The organism is Streptomyces sp. ML-6 (assembly GCF_030116705.1).
Taxonomy (GTDB): Bacteria; Actinomycetota; Actinomycetes; order Streptomycetales; family Streptomycetaceae; genus Streptomyces.
Genome location: NZ_JAOTIK010000001.1, coordinates 500,332 through 519,800, shown reverse-complemented (window position 1 = coordinate 519,800; position 19,469 = coordinate 500,332). Strand labels below are relative to the sequence as shown.

The 19,469-nt window shown below is 72.9% G+C and carries 16 protein-coding genes; 5 read left to right on the top strand and 11 right to left on the bottom strand.

Features of this window, described 5'->3' with window-relative positions:
- Positions 1–3 precede the first annotated feature (3 nt).
- Genes OCT49_RS02355 through gmd form a run of 4 tightly spaced genes read right to left on the bottom strand, consistent with a single transcriptional unit; the run spans position 4 to position 4,835 of the window.
- Positions 4–831: a glycosyltransferase family 2 protein gene (locus OCT49_RS02355; RefSeq protein ID WP_283850221.1), complete on the bottom strand. Its 828-nt coding sequence runs from the start codon at positions 829–831 to the stop codon at positions 4–6.
- Positions 828–1,520: an Rv1352/Rv1906c domain-containing protein gene (locus OCT49_RS02350; protein ID WP_283850220.1), complete on the bottom strand. Its 693-nt coding sequence runs from the start codon at positions 1,518–1,520 to the stop codon at positions 828–830. Before OCT49_RS02350 ends, OCT49_RS02355 begins: the two co-directional genes overlap by 4 nt.
- The gene (locus OCT49_RS02345) at positions 1,517–3,778 is read right to left on the bottom strand and encodes a LamG-like jellyroll fold domain-containing protein (protein ID WP_283850219.1); all 2,262 of its coding nucleotides are present in this window, start codon (positions 3,776–3,778) and stop codon (positions 1,517–1,519) included. Before OCT49_RS02345 ends, OCT49_RS02350 begins: the two co-directional genes overlap by 4 nt.
- Before the next feature lie 43 nt (positions 3,779–3,821).
- Positions 3,822–4,835: a GDP-mannose 4,6-dehydratase gene (gene gmd, locus OCT49_RS02340; RefSeq protein ID WP_283850218.1), complete on the bottom strand. Its 1,014-nt coding sequence runs from the start codon at positions 4,833–4,835 to the stop codon at positions 3,822–3,824.
- Between the two features lie 129 nt (positions 4,836–4,964).
- Here gmd and OCT49_RS02335 point away from each other — a divergent pair, with 129 nt between their 5' ends.
- The gene (locus tag OCT49_RS02335; protein ID WP_283850217.1) at positions 4,965–5,951 is read left to right on the top strand and encodes a GDP-L-fucose synthase family protein; all 987 of its coding nucleotides are present in this window, start codon (positions 4,965–4,967) and stop codon (positions 5,949–5,951) included.
- Between the two features lie 56 nt (positions 5,952–6,007).
- Here OCT49_RS02335 and OCT49_RS02330 read toward each other — a convergent pair whose 3' ends face one another.
- The 3 genes from OCT49_RS02330 to OCT49_RS02320 all read right to left on the bottom strand — a co-directional run bounded on the left by OCT49_RS02330 (position 6,008) and on the right by OCT49_RS02320 (position 10,115).
- Complete coding sequence (locus OCT49_RS02330; RefSeq protein ID WP_283850216.1) at positions 6,008–7,543, bottom strand: exopolysaccharide biosynthesis polyprenyl glycosylphosphotransferase; 1,536 nt, start codon at positions 7,541–7,543, stop codon at positions 6,008–6,010.
- Between the two features lie 677 nt (positions 7,544–8,220).
- A complete protein-coding gene (locus tag OCT49_RS02325) occupies positions 8,221–9,216 on the bottom strand; it encodes an MASE1 domain-containing protein (RefSeq protein WP_283850215.1) in 996 nt (331 codons plus the stop codon).
- 68 nt (positions 9,217–9,284) lie between these two features.
- Positions 9,285–10,115 carry a PP2C family protein-serine/threonine phosphatase gene (locus OCT49_RS02320; protein ID WP_283850214.1) on the bottom strand — a complete coding sequence of 277 codons (831 nt, stop codon included), beginning with the start codon at positions 10,113–10,115 and terminating at the stop codon, positions 9,285–9,287.
- Positions 10,116–10,374: 259 nt separating this feature from the next.
- On the opposite strand from OCT49_RS02320, the gene OCT49_RS02315 reads away from it, so the two are divergent.
- Complete coding sequence (locus OCT49_RS02315) at positions 10,375–10,674, top strand: DUF1876 domain-containing protein (protein ID WP_283850213.1); 300 nt, start codon at positions 10,375–10,377, stop codon at positions 10,672–10,674.
- 172 nt (positions 10,675–10,846) lie between these two features.
- Here the strand turns inward: OCT49_RS02315 and OCT49_RS02310 are convergent, their stop codons facing one another.
- Positions 10,847–12,550: an acyl-CoA dehydrogenase family protein gene (locus tag OCT49_RS02310; protein WP_283850212.1), complete on the bottom strand. Its 1,704-nt coding sequence runs from the start codon at positions 12,548–12,550 to the stop codon at positions 10,847–10,849.
- A gap of 93 nt (positions 12,551–12,643) precedes the next feature.
- Positions 12,644–13,255 carry a TetR/AcrR family transcriptional regulator gene (locus tag OCT49_RS02305; RefSeq protein ID WP_283850211.1) on the bottom strand — a complete coding sequence of 204 codons (612 nt, stop codon included), beginning with the start codon at positions 13,253–13,255 and terminating at the stop codon, positions 12,644–12,646.
- Positions 13,256–13,529: 274 nt separating this feature from the next.
- On the opposite strand from OCT49_RS02305, the gene OCT49_RS02300 reads away from it, so the two are divergent.
- The gene (locus tag OCT49_RS02300; protein ID WP_283850210.1) at positions 13,530–15,245 is read left to right on the top strand and encodes a PHP domain-containing protein; all 1,716 of its coding nucleotides are present in this window, start codon (positions 13,530–13,532) and stop codon (positions 15,243–15,245) included.
- 52 nt (positions 15,246–15,297) lie between these two features.
- Here the strand turns inward: OCT49_RS02300 and pgm are convergent, their stop codons facing one another.
- Positions 15,298–16,938, bottom strand: coding sequence for a phosphoglucomutase (alpha-D-glucose-1,6-bisphosphate-dependent) (gene pgm, locus OCT49_RS02295; protein WP_283850209.1), 1,641 nt, complete (start codon positions 16,936–16,938; stop codon positions 15,298–15,300).
- Positions 16,939–17,223: 285 nt separating this feature from the next.
- On the opposite strand from pgm, the gene OCT49_RS02290 reads away from it, so the two are divergent.
- Together OCT49_RS02290 and OCT49_RS02285 are read left to right on the top strand one after the other, a co-directional pair.
- The gene (locus OCT49_RS02290; RefSeq protein WP_283855644.1) at positions 17,224–17,724 is read left to right on the top strand and encodes a GNAT family N-acetyltransferase; all 501 of its coding nucleotides are present in this window, start codon (positions 17,224–17,226) and stop codon (positions 17,722–17,724) included.
- Positions 17,725–17,852: 128 nt separating this feature from the next.
- Positions 17,853–18,170 carry a cupin domain-containing protein gene (locus OCT49_RS02285; RefSeq protein ID WP_283850208.1) on the top strand — a complete coding sequence of 106 codons (318 nt, stop codon included), beginning with the start codon at positions 17,853–17,855 and terminating at the stop codon, positions 18,168–18,170.
- Here OCT49_RS02285 and OCT49_RS02280 read toward each other — a convergent pair.
- Entirely contained in the window at positions 18,160–19,422 is a 1,263-nt protein-coding gene (locus OCT49_RS02280) for an MFS transporter (RefSeq protein WP_283850207.1), read from the bottom strand. The two genes, OCT49_RS02285 and OCT49_RS02280, sit on opposite strands and share 11 nt — an antisense overlap.
- Between the last annotated feature and the right edge of the window lie 47 nt (positions 19,423–19,469).

Here is a 19,469-nt window from a genome sequence, read left to right as displayed (position 1 = left end):
GCGTCAGACCACCCTTCCCTCACGGGACTTGAGACCGATCTGCCAACGGTAGAAGCTCATCGCCAGGGCGAAGTCGAACCCCGCCCGACCGTCGAGGAACCCCCGCCGGTACACGTACATGTACACGAACGACACCAGCGGTTTGAACGGTGCCTTGTGGAACAACTGCCCCTGGCGCGACTTCACCCTCCGCACCTGCTCCTTCACCTCGGGGTGGTGCTCCAGCCACGCCTCCCAGTCGGAGTAGCGGTTGTGCCGCTCGAACCAGGCGGTGACCGGGTCGAGGTCCTGGTGCTCGATCGGATTGCGCAGGGTGCCGACCGACTCGGCGACGGGCTGGTAGTGCCCCTCGACCTCGCCGATGCCCGGCGCGTCGAGGTCCCCCACCTCCGGGTACCGGCAGCGGGTCCGGTCGGTCAGCGACCGTTTGCGGATGGTGTAGCCGTGCCGCAGCCGCTTCCCGGAGAACCAGTAACCGAGCGGGATGTCGTACGCGGCCGCCCCGGGCCCGCCGGGGGCGGAGAAGAGCTGCCGCAGCTCGGCCAGCAGGCCGGGGCCGATCCGTTCGTCCCCGTCGAGCAGCAGGATCCAGTCCAGGTCCGTGCGGACGTGGTCCAGGCACCACTGCTTCTTGCGGGGATGCCCGCCGTCCCAGGTGTACGTGACCACCTCGGCCCCGCACTCCGCGGCGATCTTCGCCGTGTCGTCCGTGCTGTGCGAGTCGACGACCACGACCGCCTCGAAGTGGCCGAGCACCGAGCCCACCGCCTCGGCGATGTTGAGCCCCTCGTTCTTCGTGGGGATCACCACGGCTATCGGCAGCTTGTTCATCGGGAGTCTCCTTCGGGCAGCCAGGCGTAGCAGCCGGTCGAGGTGAAGGCGCGGGCCGACGCGGGCACGGTGATCCTGCTCCGCTCCCCGGCGGCGGCCGGGCCCGAGGCCAGGTCCCGGCCGTCCGCGCCGGTGATCCGCCAGCTGCAGTTCCCGGTGGGGGAGACGCTGCGGTAGCGGCCGGGCCGGACCCCGTCGCCCTCGTACGTGCCGTCCGCGTACCCCCGGGCGGCCTCCCTCAGCAGGTCCCGGTGCCGGGCGCAGAGGTTCTCCACGGCGGGTTCCGCGTCGGGGATCTCGCCCGTCACGATCCCGCCGACCGCCACGTCCCGGTCGGCCTTCACCAGGTAGTCCAGCCTGTCGCAGGTCTCCTGCCCGGTCTGGAGCACGGCCGCCGGGTCCATGCCCCGGGGCACCCGGTCGGTCAGGTACTTCTTCTGCTCCTTCGTGAAGGAGCCGGTGGCCGGGGTGAGTTCGGCGACGGGCAGCTTCGGCGGTTCGCTCGTCCGCGGGGCCGCGGGGGTGCCGGACGCGGGGGCGCCGGGACCGGACGACGGGACCGCGAGCGGTGCCCGGCTCGCCGCCGGCCCGGCCACCCGGTCCGCCTCCCGGTCGGAGGAGGACGAGCCGCAGGCGGCCAGCACCACCGCCAGTACGGCGACGGCACCGGCCCGGAACGGATACCTCATCCACCCGTCCTCAGCGCGTAGTGGGCACTGACCTGCGCACCGCTCAGCGCGGTCGGGTAGACGGCGGTCTCGTCGATCTGCCCGGCGAAGAAGTTGCTCGTCGGCCTGCTCGGCCAGCCGTTCAGATTGTCCCCGCCGACCCGCCAGTAGCCGTCGTACTTCTCGTTGCCGGTGTACAGGGCGGACGAGGCGCGGAGCTGCCCGTCCACGTACAACGCCATGCCGCCGGGGCCCTGCGTGGCGACCACGTGGTGCCAGGCGCCGTTGTTGTAGGCGGAGGGCGTGGTGATGGTCCGGACGCTGCCGCTCTTCACCCCGAAGACCAGCCGGCCGTCGTTCCGCATGTACACGTGCTTGTCGTACTGGGTGCTGTTCTGCATGGTCAGATTGGAGAAGCCGATGATCCTGCCCCCCTTGGTGGTCGTCGTCCTGATCCAGGTCTCCACCGAGAACCTGGCCGGCTGCGGGTGACGCCGGTTGCTGTACGCGTACTCGTCCGAGCCGTTGAAGCCGATCGCGGTCGACGGGCCCGCGACGGCGGCCGGAGTCTGGCGGTAGGCGGGGGAGTTGCGCAGGAACCCGTTGTCCAGCCCCGGGCCGGTGTCACCGGCGAAGGTCGAGGACGCCTCGTCGTACCGCCAGTAGAGCGAGGCGCCGTCGGCCAGCACCCTGGCGGGGTACTTCTCGGCCGCGGACGTCACGGTGGCGGACACGGCGGCCGATTTGGCACTGGTGTTGGTGCCGTCGCTCGCGCTGATCCGGTACGAGTGGGTCTCGCCCGGCGCCACGTCGGTGTCGGTCCACCGCAGCTGCGGCCGGTCCCAGAACAGCGAGTACCCCGTCGTGGTGTGCACGGGGGTGCTCGCGCCGTCCTTGTAGATGCGGTAGGTGAGTTCCCCGTCGTCGGTGTCGAAGCTGGTCTGCCAGTTGACCTCCACCTTGCCCGGGGAGACCGTGGACAGACTGACGTTGGGCACCCACGGGGCCCCGGTGTCGGGACCGTCGGCGAACCGGGTCAGGCCCTGCTGGGCGGAGCCGTTGACGGTGGTGAACTCGCCGCCCACCCACAGGTAGTGGTGGCCGTCCTTGTCGGTCTGCGTCATCACCCGGGGCCCGACCGGTTCCCCGATCCCGTCGTTGGTGTCCGGGAACCAGGGGAGCAGCTTCGGGTCGTCGACGGACTGGGCCAGCAGATGCTTGCGCGGCTGGTTGGGGAACGCCCCCATGCTGGCGCAGTCGTGCGCGTGACTCCCGCTGTACAGCACGCCCTCGTGCACCAGGACGGCCTGGGTGGCGCCCAGGCAGGTGTCCCGCCAGCGCTGCTCGAAGTCGCTGAGGTCCAGTGCGATCCGGCCGTCGAACACACCGCCCCCGGTGCCCTCGTTGGCGGTGTAGAAGCCGGTGGCGTCCGTGGTGAGGTCCTGCACCGTCGAGGCGTTGGGAATGAACCCGGCCGGGTAGCTCTTCTTCACCGCCCCGCTCGTGGCGTCCACCACCGCCAGCGCGTGCGAGGTGGTGCCGTTGACGGTGAAGAAGTCACCGCCGAGCAGGACGTGCTTGCGGTCGGGCGTCAGCTCCACGGCCCGGCCCACCTCGTCCGCGTCGGCCTTCCACGGCTTCAGCACGCCCGCCGTGGTGACCGCGGCGAACATCTTCCGGGTCTGTCCCGCGACGCTGGTGAAGTCGCCGCCCAGATAGACGGTGTCGGCGGTGACGGCCAGGGCCCGGACCGTCGCGGACACGGCGAACTTGAAGTCCTGGCGCGGGGTGCAGGTCGCGACGTCGATCGCGACGATGTTGCTCACCCCGACCCCGTTCACCGACCCGAACCGCCCGCCGGCGTAGAGGGTCTTCTGGTCCGGGGAGAGCACCAGGGAGCGCACGGTCGCGGTCCCCGACGAGACCGTGAACGACAGGCTGCATCCGGTCGGCGCGCCCGTCGCCGCGTCGAACGCGGCGAAGTTCACCGCGGGCTGCTCCGAGGTGCCGGGCGCGGCGTCCGGCGGCCGGACCGTGGAGAAGGTGCCGCCGGTGTAGACGACCCCGGCGTCCGAGGCGGCCATCGACCAGACGATGCCGTTGGTCTGCCAGGTGGGGAGGTCGTCCGCGGTCAGGGCGACCGGCGGGGTGAGGGCCGCGGCCGGGCCGCCCCCGGACGCGGCGGCGGTCAGCGCTCCGGCGAGCAGACAGAGGGCCGCGACCGCCGCACGCGCCCGGCCCCCCCTGAGGGGTCTGCGCCCCGTGGTCGGTTTCATCATTCGCTCCGAAGGTGAGAACGGTCCGCGGCCCGGGGGCCGCGCTTCATCGGTCCACCCGCACGGAGGCCCCGGCGAGCTGGTCGGACAGCTGGCGGATGTCCGCCTCGACCATGATCCTGGCGAGCTCCCGCGAGCGCACGGCCGGTTTCCAGCCGAGCAGTTCCTCGGCCTTCGTGGCATCCCCGATCAGCGCGTCGACCTCGCTGGGACGCTCGTACTTGGCGTCGTAGCGGACGTGTTCGTGCCAGTCCAGGCCCGCGTGCGCGAAGGCGTACTCCAGGAACTGCCGGACGCTCACGCCCTCGCCGGTGGCCACCACGTAGTCGTCCGGTTCGTCGCACTGGAGCATCCGCCACATCGCGTCCACGTACTCGGGGGCGTAGCCCCAGTCGCGCACGGCGTCGAGGTTGCCCAGATGGAGATGGGTCTGCAGACCCGCCTTGATCCTGGCCACCCCGCGGGTGATCTTCCGGGTCACGAAGGTCTCGCCGCGCCGCGGCGACTCGTGGTTGAAGAGGATTCCGTTGACCGCGAACATCCCGTACGCCTCACGGTAGTTGACCGTTGCCCAGTACGAGTAGACCTTCGCGACACTGTACGGGCTGCGCGGGTGGAACGGGGTCTTCTCGTTCTGCGGGGGCGGGGTGGCGCCGAACATCTCCGACGAGGACGCCTGGTAGATCCGGGTGTCGATGCCGCTCGCCCGTACCGCCTCCAGCAGCCGGATGGTGCCGAGCCCGGTGATGTCACCCGTGTACAGCGGCGCGTCGAACGAGACGCGCACGTGCGACTGAGCGCCCAGGTTGTAGACCTCGTCCGGCCGGATGTCGCGCAGCAGGTTCACCAGCGCGACCCCATCGGCGAGGTCGGCGTGGTGCAGGACGAACGTGCGGTTCTCCTCCTCCGGGCCCTGGTAGATGTGGTCTATGCGCTCGGTGTTGAAGCTCGACGAGCGACGTATCAGTCCGTGGACCGTGTACCCCTTGTCGAGCAGCAGCTCGGACAGGTACGAACCGTCCTGTCCGGTCACGCCGGTGATGAGCGCGGTCTTCGCCACGTCTCCCCCTATCTGTGGTCGGCCGGGAGGCTGTTGTTCCCCGCCGGGAATTTCTCACCGAAACATCGGATTCGGGCGATCTGCGGCACAACGTCACCGCAGGCCGCGACTGCTGGCAGAATCCGGGCCATGACGACTGATTTCCCCGGCTCTCCCCAGGAATCCGTCCACCCCCTCCTCCTGCGGTCCGGCGCCCGCGTGTTCGTCGCGGGGCACCGGGGTCTGGTCGGCTCGGCGGTGGTGCGCCGCCTCGCCGCCGAGGGGTACGAGGTGATCACCCGCGACCGTGACCGCCTCGATCTGCGCGACGCCGCGCGCACCGGGGCCTTCCTGCGCGGGACCCGTCCGGACGCCGTGGTGCTGGCCGCCGCCAGGGTCGGCGGGATCATGGCCAACAGCACGTACCCGGTGCAGTTCCTGGAGGACAACCTGCACATCCAGCTGAGCGTCGTGGCCGGGGCGCACGCGGCCGGTGTCGAACGGCTGCTCTTCCTCGGCTCGTCCTGCATCTACCCCCGGCTCGCCCCGCAGCCGATCCCCGAAAGCGCCCTGCTCACCGGTCCGTTGGAGCCGACCAACGAGGCGTACGCGCTGGCCAAGATCGCCGGAGTCGTGCAGACCCGGTCCTACCGGCGGCAGTACGGCGCCTCGTACATCAGCGCCATGCCCACCAACCTCTACGGCCCGGGCGACAACTTCGCCCCGGAGACCTCGCACGTCCTGCCCGCACTGATCCGCCGCTTCCACGAGGCGCGCCGGGACGGTTCGCCCGAGGTCACGCTCTGGGGCTCCGGGAGCCCCCGCCGCGAATTCCTGCACGTGGACGACCTGGCCGCCGCGTGCCTCCTGCTGCTGGAGCGCTACGACGGCGACGAACCGGTCAACATCGGCTGCGGCGAGGACTTGACGATCCGCGAACTCGCCTCTGTGGTACGGGAGGTGACGGGCTATCCAGGAAAAATCGGGTGGGATCCGACGAAGCCCGACGGCACCCCGCGCAAGCTGTTGGACGTCTCCCGGCTCACCGCGCTCGGCTTCGCACCGCGGATCGGGTTGCGCGACGGCATCTCCGGCACCTACGCGTGGTGGCTGGAACAGCAGGACGCGCGGGGCTGAGCCCGGCTGTGCCCGGCGGTTGCGTTCCCTCGTCCTCCGCATCGGTGGCCGCCCCCTCAGTACGCTCCGCGGCCGTCGGCGACGGCGCGCAGCGTACGGGCCATGAGCCCCATGTCCGTGGCCACCGACCAGTTGTCGACGTACCACAGGTCGAGCGAGACCGTCTCCTGCCAGGACAGGTCCGAACGGCCGCTGACCTGCCACAGGCCGGTCAGCCCGGGTTTCACCGCGAGCCGCCGCAACTCGCGCTCGTCGTAGCGGGAGACCTCCTCCGGGAGCGGGGGCCGCGGGCCGACCAGTGACATGTCGCCGCGCAACACGTTGAGCAGTTGCGGTAATTCGTCGAGGGAGGTCCGGCGCAACAGGCGCCCGATCCGGGTCACCCGGGGGTCGCGGCGCATCTTGAACATCGGGCCGTCGATCTCGTTCGCCGCGGCCAGTTGTGCCTTGTGGTGTTCGGCGTCCACCACCATGGTGCGGAACTTCCACATCGTGAACGGCCGGTTGTGCCGGCCCTGCCGGGTCTGGCGGTGGAAGACCGGCCCGTCGGAGGCGAGCCGCACCGCCGCCCCGATCAGCAGCAGCAGGGGGGCCAGGACCAGCAGGCCGAGGGCGGCGCCGGCGCGGTCCACGACGGCCTTGAGGAACGGTTGCGGCCCCCGGCGCAGGGGCGGTGCGACATGCAGCAGGGTGAGCCCGGCCGCGGCGACGGGCCGGACCCGGCCGGCCGCGACGCCGGAGAGCTCCGACAGCACGGACAGCGAGAGCCCGCCGTCGTGCAGGCCCCAGAAGAGCCGGCGCAGCCGGTCCTCGGAGAGCTGCGGCCCCGGCACCACCAGCGCCAGGTCGGCCTCCTGGGCGAAGGCCCCGCCCAGCACCGTGGACACGTCGTCGTCGGCCGGTGCCGGTGCGAGCCGGCCCGGTACCGGCACCCCGCACTCCAGCGGCGCGTCGCCCACCGGTATCGCGGCCACGACCGAGTACGGATGACCCGCGCGGGACGCGAACGAGCGGACGACCCGGTCCACCCCGGCGGCCTCCCCGACGACCAGTACCCGCCGGACCGCCCGCTTCCGGCGCCCCGGCCACGGCAGCCGCCGCGCCGCCTGCGCCGCCACCCCCACCAGCAGGCCGGGCAGCAGGGCCACGACGGCCGTCGCGGGATCGGCCGAACCACCGGTCACGGTGCGCAGCACGGCGAGCGCGCCCAGGAGCAGCAGCCAGTCGCCGGCCGCACCGGACATCTTCGGCGGCCGTTGCGCGTACCGGCCGCGCACGGCCCGTACGACGCCCCACACCAGGGTGGCCGCGACGGCGGCGAACACACTGCGCGGCTGCCCGTCGGTCCACAGGACGAACCACGCCGGAACCCCGAGCCCCAGCAGTTCGGCGCCGACGACGACCGGCAGGAAGCGGACCGCTCTCCGCTTCGCCGAGGCCGGTCCGCAAGGATCGTGCGGTACGACCGGTGCCCTCCACAACTCGTCAAGTCCGTTGCCGCGAGGCCGATTCGGAACGGAGCGGGGGCGCGGTGTCCCCACCAGCCCCACGAGTCCCGATCGGTCCGAATCGGGTAGCTCGACATGCCCCATGAACCCCCCAGTCACAGTTGCATCGCCATAAACGGGGCGCATCCGCCGATCCCATGGACTGACGGATGCGCCCTCGCTCGCTGCACGATATCCACAGACGTGCCATTTCGCTGGAGTTCTCGTGAAGTTCAGACATGCGCACTGACTCAGATCTCGTCCCGTTCCGCGCCGAATCCTGTGGTCTGTGGGCGACTGTTGGCATTTGGAAGGCACCTGAATCGGGTTGTGTGCGGACATGTACGCCATCGACTGCGTGGCCCCTCCACCAGGTTCGTCCGCGACCGTGCGGTGCCGGGAGACCTTCCCCGGCCAACAAACGAATGAACGGGCGCGAGGTGGCGCCCCGGGGGAGAACGGGGCCGGAATCTCATGTTCGGGGCGCGGTGGCGGCATATGCCGCAGCTCTGCCGCGGCCGTGGGAGGGGGCGGTGGCCCGGGGCGCGGGACCGCCGGGAGGGGCGGACGGCGACAGTCGATGGCCGGATCGTTTCGGCCTGGACGATCGGGCCCGTGCGCCGGTGGCCGCGCCCGCGCCCGGGTCCGTGCGCCCGCGTTCGGGGCCCCGCCCCTCCCGGGGCGTTCCCGGCGCGCGACCATGTTTGTGCGCGCCGGCATGCACGGGCCCGGGGCGCCGGGGGCGTGCGGTCGTCGGGTGCGCGCCGGGGCGGCACGACGGGTCAGTGGTGGTCGAGCTTGTTCCCGGACCGGGGCGGCCAGGCTGCCGTGCCCCGTCCCGGCGCCAGATGCTCGACCACCTCGGCCAGTTCCTCGCAGGCCCGCTCGATCCTGGACCGGACGTTGTTCTGCTCGGTCACCACCGCCGCGAGCAGGAGCGCGGTCAGGGCCACGGAACCGTTGAACACGGTGAGGTCGACCATCACGTGCAGGATGCTCCGGCCCGCGAACGGGCCCACTCCCTCCGCGGCCGCCACGGCGGCCAGGACCGACACCAGGAAGGCGCAGGGCGCGCTGCCCGCCAGCTGGAAGCGCAGGGCCGCCCAGATGAGCAGCGGGAACACCAGATAGATCAGCGCCAGCGAGCCCCTGGTCGCCGGCAGCGCCACCGCGGCGGAGACGGCCAGCAGCGCGCCCGCCTCGATCCACCGGTCGGTGGCCCGCGGCATCCGCGCCCTGCGCAGCACGAGCAGCAGGGGAGCGACCACCAGGACGCCCATCGCGTCACCCGCCCACCACGCCGCCCAGACCGGCCAGAACCCGTCCAGGGGCAGTTTGCCGTCCAGCACCAGCATGCCCGTGCCCACGGTCGCGCTGATGACCATTCCGCCCAGTGCGCCGAGGAAGACGAGCACCACACCGTCGCGCAGCCGGTCCAGCTCCCTGCGGAAACCGGCCCTGCGCAGCATGAGGTACGAACAGAGGGGGGCCAGGGTGTTGCCCGCCACGACGGCGAAGGTGGAGGGCGTGACCGAGCCGCTGAGCGTGGCGACCACGAGGAGCGAGCCCAGGGCGATGCCGGGCCAGACCCCCGGTCCCAGGCAGAGCAGGGCGCCCAGCGCGATGCCGGTCGGCGGCCACAGCGGGGTGACGACCGCGCCGTGGACGGACACCTCCTGGATCAGGCCGAGCCCTCCGGCCGCGTAGTAGGCAGCGGCGACGGCCAGGTTGCGCAGGGCGGCCGCGGCCGCACGTCCGGTTCTCTCGCTGCGGATCACACATCTCATCAGACACCGCCCGGACGGGTGGCGGCCGTGTGACACGCGCGGCCCGGCGGGTCCGGGCCTCACTCCCGGCCGGGAACGGCCCCGTGCCGGACCACGAGAACGGCGGCGTCGTCCTGGTGCCCGGTCTGCTCCGCCGCTCCCAGGACCGCGTCGGCCAGCTCCCCGGCGTCGGCGCGCACCCGGGAGAGCACCAGCCGGGCCACCGCGTCCAGCCCCTGGTCGATCGGGAACGAGGGCCCCTCCACCACACCGTCCGTGAGCAGCACGAACGCCCCGGAGTCCGCCAGCCGCCGCCGGGTGACCGGGTAACGCTCGCCCGGCTGGATGCCCAGCGGCAGACCGCCCTCGTCACTGGTGACGCCGAAGCGCCCGTCGGTCGTGGCCCACACCGCCGCGACATGCCCGGCACGGGCGCTGTGCAACTCCCGCGACTTCGGGTCGAGACGGACGAACGTGCAGGTCGCGAAGAGGCCGGAGTCCACCGATACGAGCAGGTCGTTGGTCCGGCCCACGATCTCGCCGGGGTCCGCCTCGGTGGTGGCGATGGCCCGCATGGCGACGCGGATCTGGCCCATGAACGCGGCCGCCTCGACGTCGTGGCCCTGCACGTCCCCGATGGTGAACGCCAGCGAGCCGTCCGGCAGCACGAATCCGTCGTACCAGTCGCCGCCGATGTCCAGCCCACTGCGGGCCGGGGTGTACCGGGCGGCGGTCCGGAGCCCCGGCCGGGCGGGCAGCGAGGCGGGCAGCATCTCCCGCTGGAGGGCCTCCGCCAGTTCCACCCGGGCCTGGTGCAGCTCCACCTCGCGGCGCGCCCGGGACGTCAGCTGCTGCAGGGTGGTGAGCAGCTCCTGGGCGCTGGCCGAGCGGGGAGGACGACGCCGGTTCATGGGCCGCTCCCCCCTGCGTCTCGTCCGCGGAGCGCGGCGCGGGTCCTGCCGCAGGGCCTTCCGGGACATCGCCGGACCGGCGCCGTCGGTCGGCCCTCGCCCGTCTCCGGCGGATTTCGGTTCCCTGCATACTACGGCGGAGGTGCGATTCGCGCAGGGCGAGCGGGAACGGGCAGAGGCCCCGGAACGGGTGGATCCTGGTGACAGGACCGCGTCGAGGCGGTGCACGGGACCGGACGCGGTCGCAGGGAGGTGCGCGATGACCCGCACACTGGAGTGGCGGCTCCGCCTCGGGCTGACCGAGGACGACGGGACGACCAGGGCCGAGGCGGTGCTGGACACCGGCGCCATGAAGCTCACCGGGCACGGGGTCGCCCGCTGCAACCCGCAGGACGTGGACGTGCCCGCCATCGGTGACGAACTCGCGGCGAGCCGCGCCATGAAGGACGTCGCCGCACAGCTGATGAGGGTCGCCGACAAGGACCTGGAGACCGTCGGGGCCGGACCCGCGAGCGGACCCGTCTCCCCGCCGTACGCATGGTCCGACACCACGGGCTGAACCCGGGCCCGGACGCCCGGCGGTGGCCCCGGCGCGGCGATGGCCGTGGGGCCGGGCGGCGAGGTCGTGGGCAGCCGCCTCGTGACGGCGGTGCGCGACCCGGCCCTGGGCGAGGCCGCCCCGGCGCCCGGGGCCGGAACAGCCGCCCGCACGCCGGGGGAGCACCGGCGGATCAGCCGGCGGCGCCGAAGTGCCGCTCCACGATCGCCGCCGCGTCGGTGCCGCGCGGCAGGATGCCGTACTGGTGGCCGCGGCCCTCGCCGAGCCGGGCGGCGACGAACGCCTCGGCCGATCCCGAGGGGGCGTGCCGGAGCATCAGCGAGGCCTGCAGGGCCAGTGCCATGCCCTCGACCGTGGCACGGGCCCGGGTCTGCGCGGCGAGCGGGTCGCCCAGGTCCTCCGCGAGTTCCCGGCGCACCCGGCGCACATGCGCGTCCAGCACGTCACTGGCGCCCGCCGTGGTGTCCAGCTCGGCCCAGAAGGCGTCCAGCGACTGCGGGGTCCTGGCGATCCCCCGGAGCACGTCGAGGGCGATGACGTTGCCGGACCCCTCCCACACCGCCATCACCGGCTGCTCGCGGTAGCGGCGGGCCAGTGGCCAGTCCTCGGTGTAGCCGTTGCCGCCCAGGCACTCCAGCGCCTCGTAGGCGTGGTGCGGACCGCGCTTGCAGATCCAGTACTTCGACACGGCGGTGGCCAGCCGGCGGAACATCGCCTCGGACTCGCCGCTGTCGCTCTCGTACGCGTGCGCCAGGCGCAGCGAGGTCCAGGTCGCCGCCTCCGTCTCCAGCGCCAGGTCGGCCAGGACCGCCGCCATGGCCGGCTGGTCGGCCAGCCGGGCGCCGAAGGCGCTGCGGTGGCGGGCGTGCCAGATCGCCTCGGACACCGACTGGCGCATGCCCGCGGTGGTGCCGAGCACACAGTCCAGCCGGGTGTGGTTGACCATCTCGATGATGGTCGGCACACCGCGGCCGGGCTCGCCGACCCGGACCGCCCAGGTGCCGTCGAACTCCACCTCGGAGGAGGCGTTCGACTTGTTGCCGAGCTTGTTCTTCAGCCGCTGGACGCGGATGGTGTTGCGGGTGCCGTCGGGCAGCACCCGCGGCACGAGGAAGCAGGTGAGCCCGGCCTCGGCCTGGGCCAGGACCAGGAAGGCGTCCGACTGCGGGGCGGAGAAGAACCACTTGTGGCCGGTCAGCAGATGGGCCCGGCCCTCGGGGTCGGAGGCCAGCGCAACGGCCCGGGTGGTGTTGGCGCGGACGTCGGAGCCACCCTGCTTCTCCGTCATCCCCATGCCGAAGGTGAGCCCGGACTTCTCGCCCGGGGCGATCGTGCGGGGGTCGTACGAACGGCTCAGCAGCCCCGGCAGCCACTCCCGCCCCACGTCCGGATCGCGCTGCAGGACCGGGACCACGGCGTGAGACATGGACATCGGGCAGGCGTGACCGGGCTCGACCTGGGCGAACAGCATGAACGAGGCCGCCCGCCCCACCGCCGCGCCGGGCTTCGGGTCGGCCCAGCCCGCCGTGTGCGTGCCGTGCGCGACGGCCGCGCCGATGATCTCGTGGTACGCGGGGTGGAACTCGATCTCGTCGACGCGGTGCCCGTATCGGTCATGGGTGCGCAGGACGGGCGGGGAGGTGTGGGCCAGTTCCGCGTCGGTCTGGAACCGCTCGGAGCCGACCAGCGTGCCGATCTCGTGCAGCCCGGGTTCGTGCCGGGCGGCCCCGAAGGCGCGGACGGCCTCGACGAGCGGCGGGTTGGTGCCGTACTCGTCGAGACCGGTCCTGGGCGGAGCCTGGTTGGTGACCTCGTGGGTGGGGTGCGGCGCGGGGGCCGTGGCCCCGGGGCCGGTCCGGTGTGCGGTGACGGTCATGTCGGTCCTGTCCTGGGTCGACGGGGGTGGGCGGCGGCCGGTCCGGTTCCGGAACCGGCCGGGTGGCCGCGTCGGGGGCCACCCGGCGGGCGTTCAGGCGCTCCTGGCGCCGACCGCCCTGAGGCACAGCATCGTGATGCCCTCCACGACCGGCGCCGGGTCGGTCCGCACGCCGACCGGCGACAGCGGGCCGATCAGCGCCTCACCGACCGCGCCGATCACGGCGGCGGCCGACAACCGGGCGTCCTGCGGGGGCAGTTCACCCGAATCGACACCGGCGACGATGATCGTCTCGGCGAGGTCGTGATAGCCGCGCCGGTAGGTCAGCCGCTCCTCCTCGACGAGCGGGTCGACCGGCTCGGCCAGCAGCGCCCAGGCCGTACGGGGAGCGCGCAGGGCACGGTACGAGAAGACCTCGACGAGGGCGCGCAACTGCTCGGCGACCCCCTCCCGGGCCCGTACGGCCTTGCGCACCGCGTCGAGCTCGTGGCCCGCGACGTGCCGGAAGACCGCGGCCAGCAGCTCCTGCTTGGAGGCGAAGTGGTTGTACACGCTGCCGGTGGAGACGTCGGCCCGCCGGGCGAGCGCGGACACACTGGCCGCCGCGTAGCCACCCTCGGCCAGCAGTTGCCGTGCCGCGTCGAGCAGCCGCTCGCGGTGCGCGAGCCGGGTCGCCTCCGTACGGGCGGTGGGTCGGTAGGCCACGATGATCTGAACCTCGATTCATATCTTCAGTTCTCCACTCAACCACTGGCGCCCCCTCGGCGCAATGGTTTCCGTGGTGGATGGAGGGGAAGCGGACGCGGCCCCGGCCGGGCGGGGCCTTGCGGCGGGCCCGGCACCGGTGTGCCCCGGGGGTGACCCCCGCATTTCGGCCCGGGTTCACCGGGTCGTTCCGGAATGAGGGAATCCTCTTCGTGGCGGCGCCGAGGCCCGGACCGCGGAACACCGCCGCCCCGTACGAAGGAGAACCACACCCATGTACCGCCCCGTGCCCGAATGGGCCGACCCCCAGGTGCCCGCGGAATCGCTCGACCCCCAGGGGCTCAGCCGGCGAGGGCTGATGCGCCGCGCCGGCCTGTTCGGAGCGGCCTTCGCCGCCGCCTCGCTGCCGCTGCCCGCACTGGCCAACGGGCGGGGAAACCGGCCCCACGGAAACGGCAACGGACAGGGGAACGGCAACGGGAACGGCAACGGGGGAGGCAACGGGCAAGCCCCCAATCTGGTCTACCTGGTCGGGGACCACCACAACCACTCCGTCTACAGTCACGACGCCAAGTACACCTTCTCCCAACTCGCCTCGGCAGGACAGAAGTTCGGCCTCGACTGGATGGTATTCACCGAGCACAGCAACATCGGCCACGCCGAGCGCGGCGCCGCGCTCGAACACCGGGAGATCCTGCGGGCCCGCGCCGAGAACAAGCGCATGCTGATCTTCCAGGGACTGGAGTGGTACATCCCCGGCGCCGAGCACTGCACCGTCTTCTCGCCGCCCGGACGGCACGAGGTCGACCTGCTCACCCGCTTCGAGGAGGCCTTCGACGGCAAGCTGCTCGGCTACACGGCCGGCGCCCCGACGCACCCCGACACCCCGCGCAACGAGGCGCACGCGATCAAGGCCCTCAAATGGCTGGCCGAGCAGCGCCGCACCCGGTACGTCGACGACGTCCTCGTCCTCGCCAACCACCCCATGCGGCTCGGCATCGACTCCCCGCACGAGATGCGCGGCTGGCGCGACGCCGCCCCCGAGATCATGATCGGCATGGAGGGCGCCCCCGGCGCCCAGGCCGGTGCGATCCCGGGCTGGCATCCGGACACCAACGTCCGCGGCGAGTACAACAACTCGCCCTCCGCCGACTCCTGGCCCGGCTACCCGCGCCAGGCGTACGTCACCTACGGCGGCTTCGACTGGGCGACCGCGACCGTCGGCGGCCTGTGGGACGCGATGCTGGCGGAGGGCAAGCTCTTCACCATCACCTCCAACTCCGACGTCCACCGCGTCGCACAGGACACCTGGGCCAACGGCGCCTGGCCGCCCGGCCAGGACTTCGACGACACCGGCCGCCTCCCCGACCCGTACGACACCAAGGAGCCGCAGCCCGGCGGCGACTTCTGGCCCGGCCAGTTCAGCCGCACGCACGTCGGCGTCACCCGGTACGGCTACCGGCAGGTGATGGAGGGGCTGCGGGCCGGCCGGGTCTGGGTCGACCACGGCCACCTCGTCGACGGCATCGACGTCAAGGTGCGCGGCGAGCGCGGCCACAGCGCCACGCTCGGCGGCCGGCTGCGCGCCCGGCGCGGCGAGCGGCTCACCCTCACCGTCACGGTGACCGCGGCCTCCCGCCGCAACCCGTACGGCGTGCTGCCGCGCCTGGAGCACGTCGACGTCATCCGCGGCGCGGTCCGCGGCCCGGCCGCCGACCGCGACGACTGGCACGCCCCGGACACCCGGGTCGCCCACACCTCCGACGTGTCGGGCCGCCGCGGCACGTACACCCTGCGCATCCCGCTCGGGCGCGCGGACGAACCGTTCTACCTGCGGCTGCGCGGCAGCGACGGCAGGCGCAACGGGGCGGGCTTCCTCGGTGCGGCGATCGACCCGCACGGCCCGCAGCCGCACGAGCCCGGCAAGGGCAACCCGTGGCTCGACACCTGGTTCTACACCAACCCGGTCTTCGTGGACGTGGTGCGCTGAACCCGCCGGACGGCCGGGGCGGACCGGGGAACCGGGCCGCCCCGGCCGGGGCTCAGGCCTCCAGCGCCGCGGAGACCACGGCCTTCGCCTCCTCCTGGACCCGGGCGAGGTGGTCACCGCCCAGGAAGGACTCCGCGTAGATCTTGTAGACGTCCTCGGTGCCCGAGGGACGGGCGGCGAACCAGGCGTTCTCCGTGGTCACCTTGATGCCGCCGATCGGCGCGCCGTTGCCCGGCGCCTCCGTGAGCACGGCCGTGACCCGCTCGCCGGCCAGGGTGTCGGCCGTGACCTGCTCGGGGGACAGCCGGGCGAGCACCGCCTTCTGCGCGCGGTCGGCGGGGGCGTCGATCCGGGCGTACGCCGGTTCGCCGAACCGCTCGGTGAGCGCCGCGTAGCGCTGGGAGGGGGACTCGCCGGTCACCGCGAGGATCTCGGAGGCGAGCAGCGCCAGGATGATGCCGTCCTTGTCGGTCGTCCACACCGAGCCGTCCCGGCGCAGGAACGACGCACCGGCGGACTCCTCGCCGCCGAAGCCGAGCGAGCCGTCCAGCAGTCCGTGCACGAACCACTTGAAGCCGACCGGCACCTCCACCAGTTCGCGGCCGAGGTCGGCGGCGACCCGGTCGATCATCCCCGACGAGACCAGCGTCTTGCCGACCCCCGCGGAGGCCGGCCACCGCTCGCGGTGCGCGTACAGGTAGCCGATGGCGACGGCGAGGTAGTGGTTCGGGTTCATCAGCCCGGCGTCCGGGGTCACGATGCCGTGCCGGTCGGCGTCGGCGTCGTTCCCCGTCGCGATCTGGAACCGGTCCCGCTGCTCGATCAGCGAGGCCATCGCGTACGGCGAGGAGCAGTCCATCCGGATCTTCCCGTCCCAGTCCAGCGTCATGAAGCGCCAGGTGGGGTCCGTCAGCGGATTGACCACGGTCAGGTCGAGCCGGTGCTCCTCGGCGATGCGGCCCCAGTACGCGACGGAGGCGCCGCCCAGCGGATCGGCGCCGATGCGCACCCCGGCCGAGCGGATCGCGTCCAGGTCGAGCACCGACGGCAGGTCCGCCACGTACGCACCGAGGAAGTCGTACGTCCCGGTGGTCGACGCCGCCCGCGCACGGGCGTACGGCAGCCGGCGCACGTCCTTCATGCCGTCGGCGATGATCTCGTTGGCCCGGTCCTGGATCCAGCCGGTGGCGTCCGACCCGGCCGGTCCGCCGTTCGACGGGTTGTACTTGAACCCACCGTCGCCGGGCGGGTTGTGGGACGGGGTGACGACCACGCCGTCGGCGAGCCGCGAGGTCCTGCCCCGGTTGTGGGCGAGCACCGCGTGCGACACCGCGGGCGTGGGGGTGTACCCGTCCGCCGGGTCGACGAGCACGGTCACGTCGTTGGCGGCGAACACCTCCAGGGCGGTGACCCGGGCCGGCTCCGACAGCGCGTGGGTGTCGGCCCCCAGGAACAGCGGACCGTCCGTGCCCCGGCTCGCCCGGTACTCGCTGATGGCCTGGCTGGTGGCGGCGATGTGGTCCTCGTTGAACGCGGTGGCCGCGGACGAACCGCGGTGGCCGGAGGTGCCGAACGCCACCTGCTGGTCCGGTTCGGCCGGATCCGGACGCAGGGCGTAATACGCCGTCACCAGCCGGGCCACATCGGTGAGGTCCTCCGGCCGGGCCGGCTGTCCAGCTCGTTCGTGCGGCATCTGCCCACTCCTCCGTATCGGTCGGTCGTGATCTTCCCCCGCCCTATCTTCGCGGGTGGCCGGTGCCGTGCGACGGCCGCCCCGCGGGCCGGGGCGGCGCGGGGACGCCCGGCGGCGGGCCGGCCCCGTGGAGCCACCGGGCCGTCCCGGCATATGTTCGTCCACGCCGACGGACGGTTCACCGCGCACCGTACGACGTGGCGGAATTCAAGCCGGACCAGGAGGGGCGAGATGACGACGACGGACGAGACGCCGACGACGGCGGACGAGACGGCGACGGACGGGATGACGGCGGACGGGCACGCACGGGACGGTGGCGTACGGCTGCGCCGGGCCACCACCGAGGACGCCGGTCCGCTCACCCGGCTCTTCCTCGCCTCCCGCGCCGCTGCCATGCCCTACCTGCCGAAGGTGCACAGCGACGAGGACACGCTCGCCTGGATGACCCATGTCGTCCTGCCCGGGACGACGGTGTGGATCGCGGAGGCCGGCCCCGGGAACGGGACGGGGCCGGGGGAGCCGCTGGGGTTCGTCTCCGTCGACGGGGCCGAGCTGGAGCATCTGTACCTGCGTCCCGACGCGCGACGCCGGGGCATCGGATCGCTGCTGCTGGACCGGGCGCGCCGCTCCTCGGCCGGCGAGCTCACGCTGTACGTCTTCCGGCGCAACACCGACGCGCGGGCCTTCTACGAACGGCACGGCTTCACCGCGATCGCGTTCGACGACGGCAGCCGCAACGAGGAGCGGGAACCGGACGTCAGGTACCGGTGGACCGCGAACGGCTGACGACGCCCGTGCCCCGCAGTCCGGCGGCCCCTCCGCCCCTCGCGCCGCCGGTACGGAGACGCCGTCCGGCGGCGCCGCGGGGCCGCGTCAGGATCGCGGCGGGCCGGGGGCTGCGGCACAGTGGGCACATGGACGACCTGAATGCCCTCGCCGACGAACACCTGGCCGCGGCCCGCGACTCCGCGCACGGCCGCAGCGCCCACCGCCTGCTGCACGAGGGGCCGCTGCGGCAGACCGTCATCTCCCTCACCGCGGGCTCCGCCCTCGACGAGCACAACGCCCCCGCCGCGGCCTCCCTCCAGGTGCTCCGCGGCAGGGTCCGGCTCACGGCCCCCTCGGGCGACGCGGAGCTGGGCGCCGGAACGCTCCACCCGATCCCGCAGGAGCGGCACGGGCTGCTGGCGCTGGAGGACGCCGTGGTGCTGCTGACCGCCGTCAACGAGTGACGCCGGCCCCGGCACGGGCTTCGGCGGCAGCCCGCACCCGCTCCAGGATCCACAGCACCAGGCTGCCCGCGGCGAGCGCCCCGCCCAGCAGGGAGATCCCGTTCCAGCCGGCCCGCGACCACACCACCGAGGCGAGTGCGGCCCCGGCCGCCCCACCCATGAAGAACAGCGTCATGTAGGCGGAGTTGATCCGGCTGCGGGCCTCCGGACGGAGCGCGTAGATCACGTGCTGGCCGCTGTTGAGCCCCGCCTGCTGGGCGATGTTCAGCAGGACCACCCCGACCGTCAGCCACAGCAGCGACGACCCGCCGGCCAGCATCGGCAGCCAGGAGAGCGTGAGCAGCACGGCCGCCGCCCCCGACACCGCCTGCACCCGGCCCCGGTCGCTCAGCCGGGCCGCGATGTTCATGCCCACCACCCCGATGACGCCCACCAGCCCGAAGAGCCCGATGGCGGCGGCGCTCCAGCCGAAGGGATCCCGGGCCAGCAGGAACGTCAGCGCGGTCAGCTGCACGCTGTACGAGGCCATGGAGAACGCGCCGATGACCGCCCGCCGGCGCAGCACGGGTTCATGCCGCAGCAGGGACAGAGTGGAGCGCAGCAGCCCGGTGTACGACATCGCGGCCGCGTCGCCCGTCCGGGGCAACCGGGGCAGCCGACGGTGCAGGAGCACCGCCATGACCGCCATGAGCAGCGCGTTCACCCAGTACACGGTCCGCCAGCCGCCCAGCTCGGACAGCGCGCCCGCGGCCAGCCGCCCGAACAGCCCGCCGAGCAGCACCCCGGACATGACCACGCCGACGACCCTGCCGCGCTCGGCCGGGGCCGCGAGGGCCGCCGCGAACGGCACCACGACCTGCGCCCCGACGGAGGCCAGCGCGGTCAGCAGGGTCCCGGCGATCAGCAGCGGGCCGGCCGGGGCGGCGGCCGTCACCAGGAGGAAGAGGGCGGTCAGCGCGAACAGGCCCACGGCGAGCCGCCGGCGGTCCAGGACGTCCCCGAGCGGGACGAGCAGGATCAGCCCCAGCGCGTACCCGGCCTGTGCGGCGGTCACGACCATCCCCGCCGCGGTGGTCCCGATGCCCAGGTTCACCTCGATGAGGTCCAGGAGCGGCTGCGCGAAGTAGTTCCCGGCGCAGGAGAGACCGGCGGCGACGGCCATCAGCAGGACCAGGCCGCGGCTGAGCACGGGCGGTTCGGGAAGGGCGCGGGCGACGGCCCGGCCTCGGGTCACACGGGTGGAAAGAGCCATGCGCCCAGCCTCCGGGAACTCCATCCATGAGTCCAACACATGTTTTT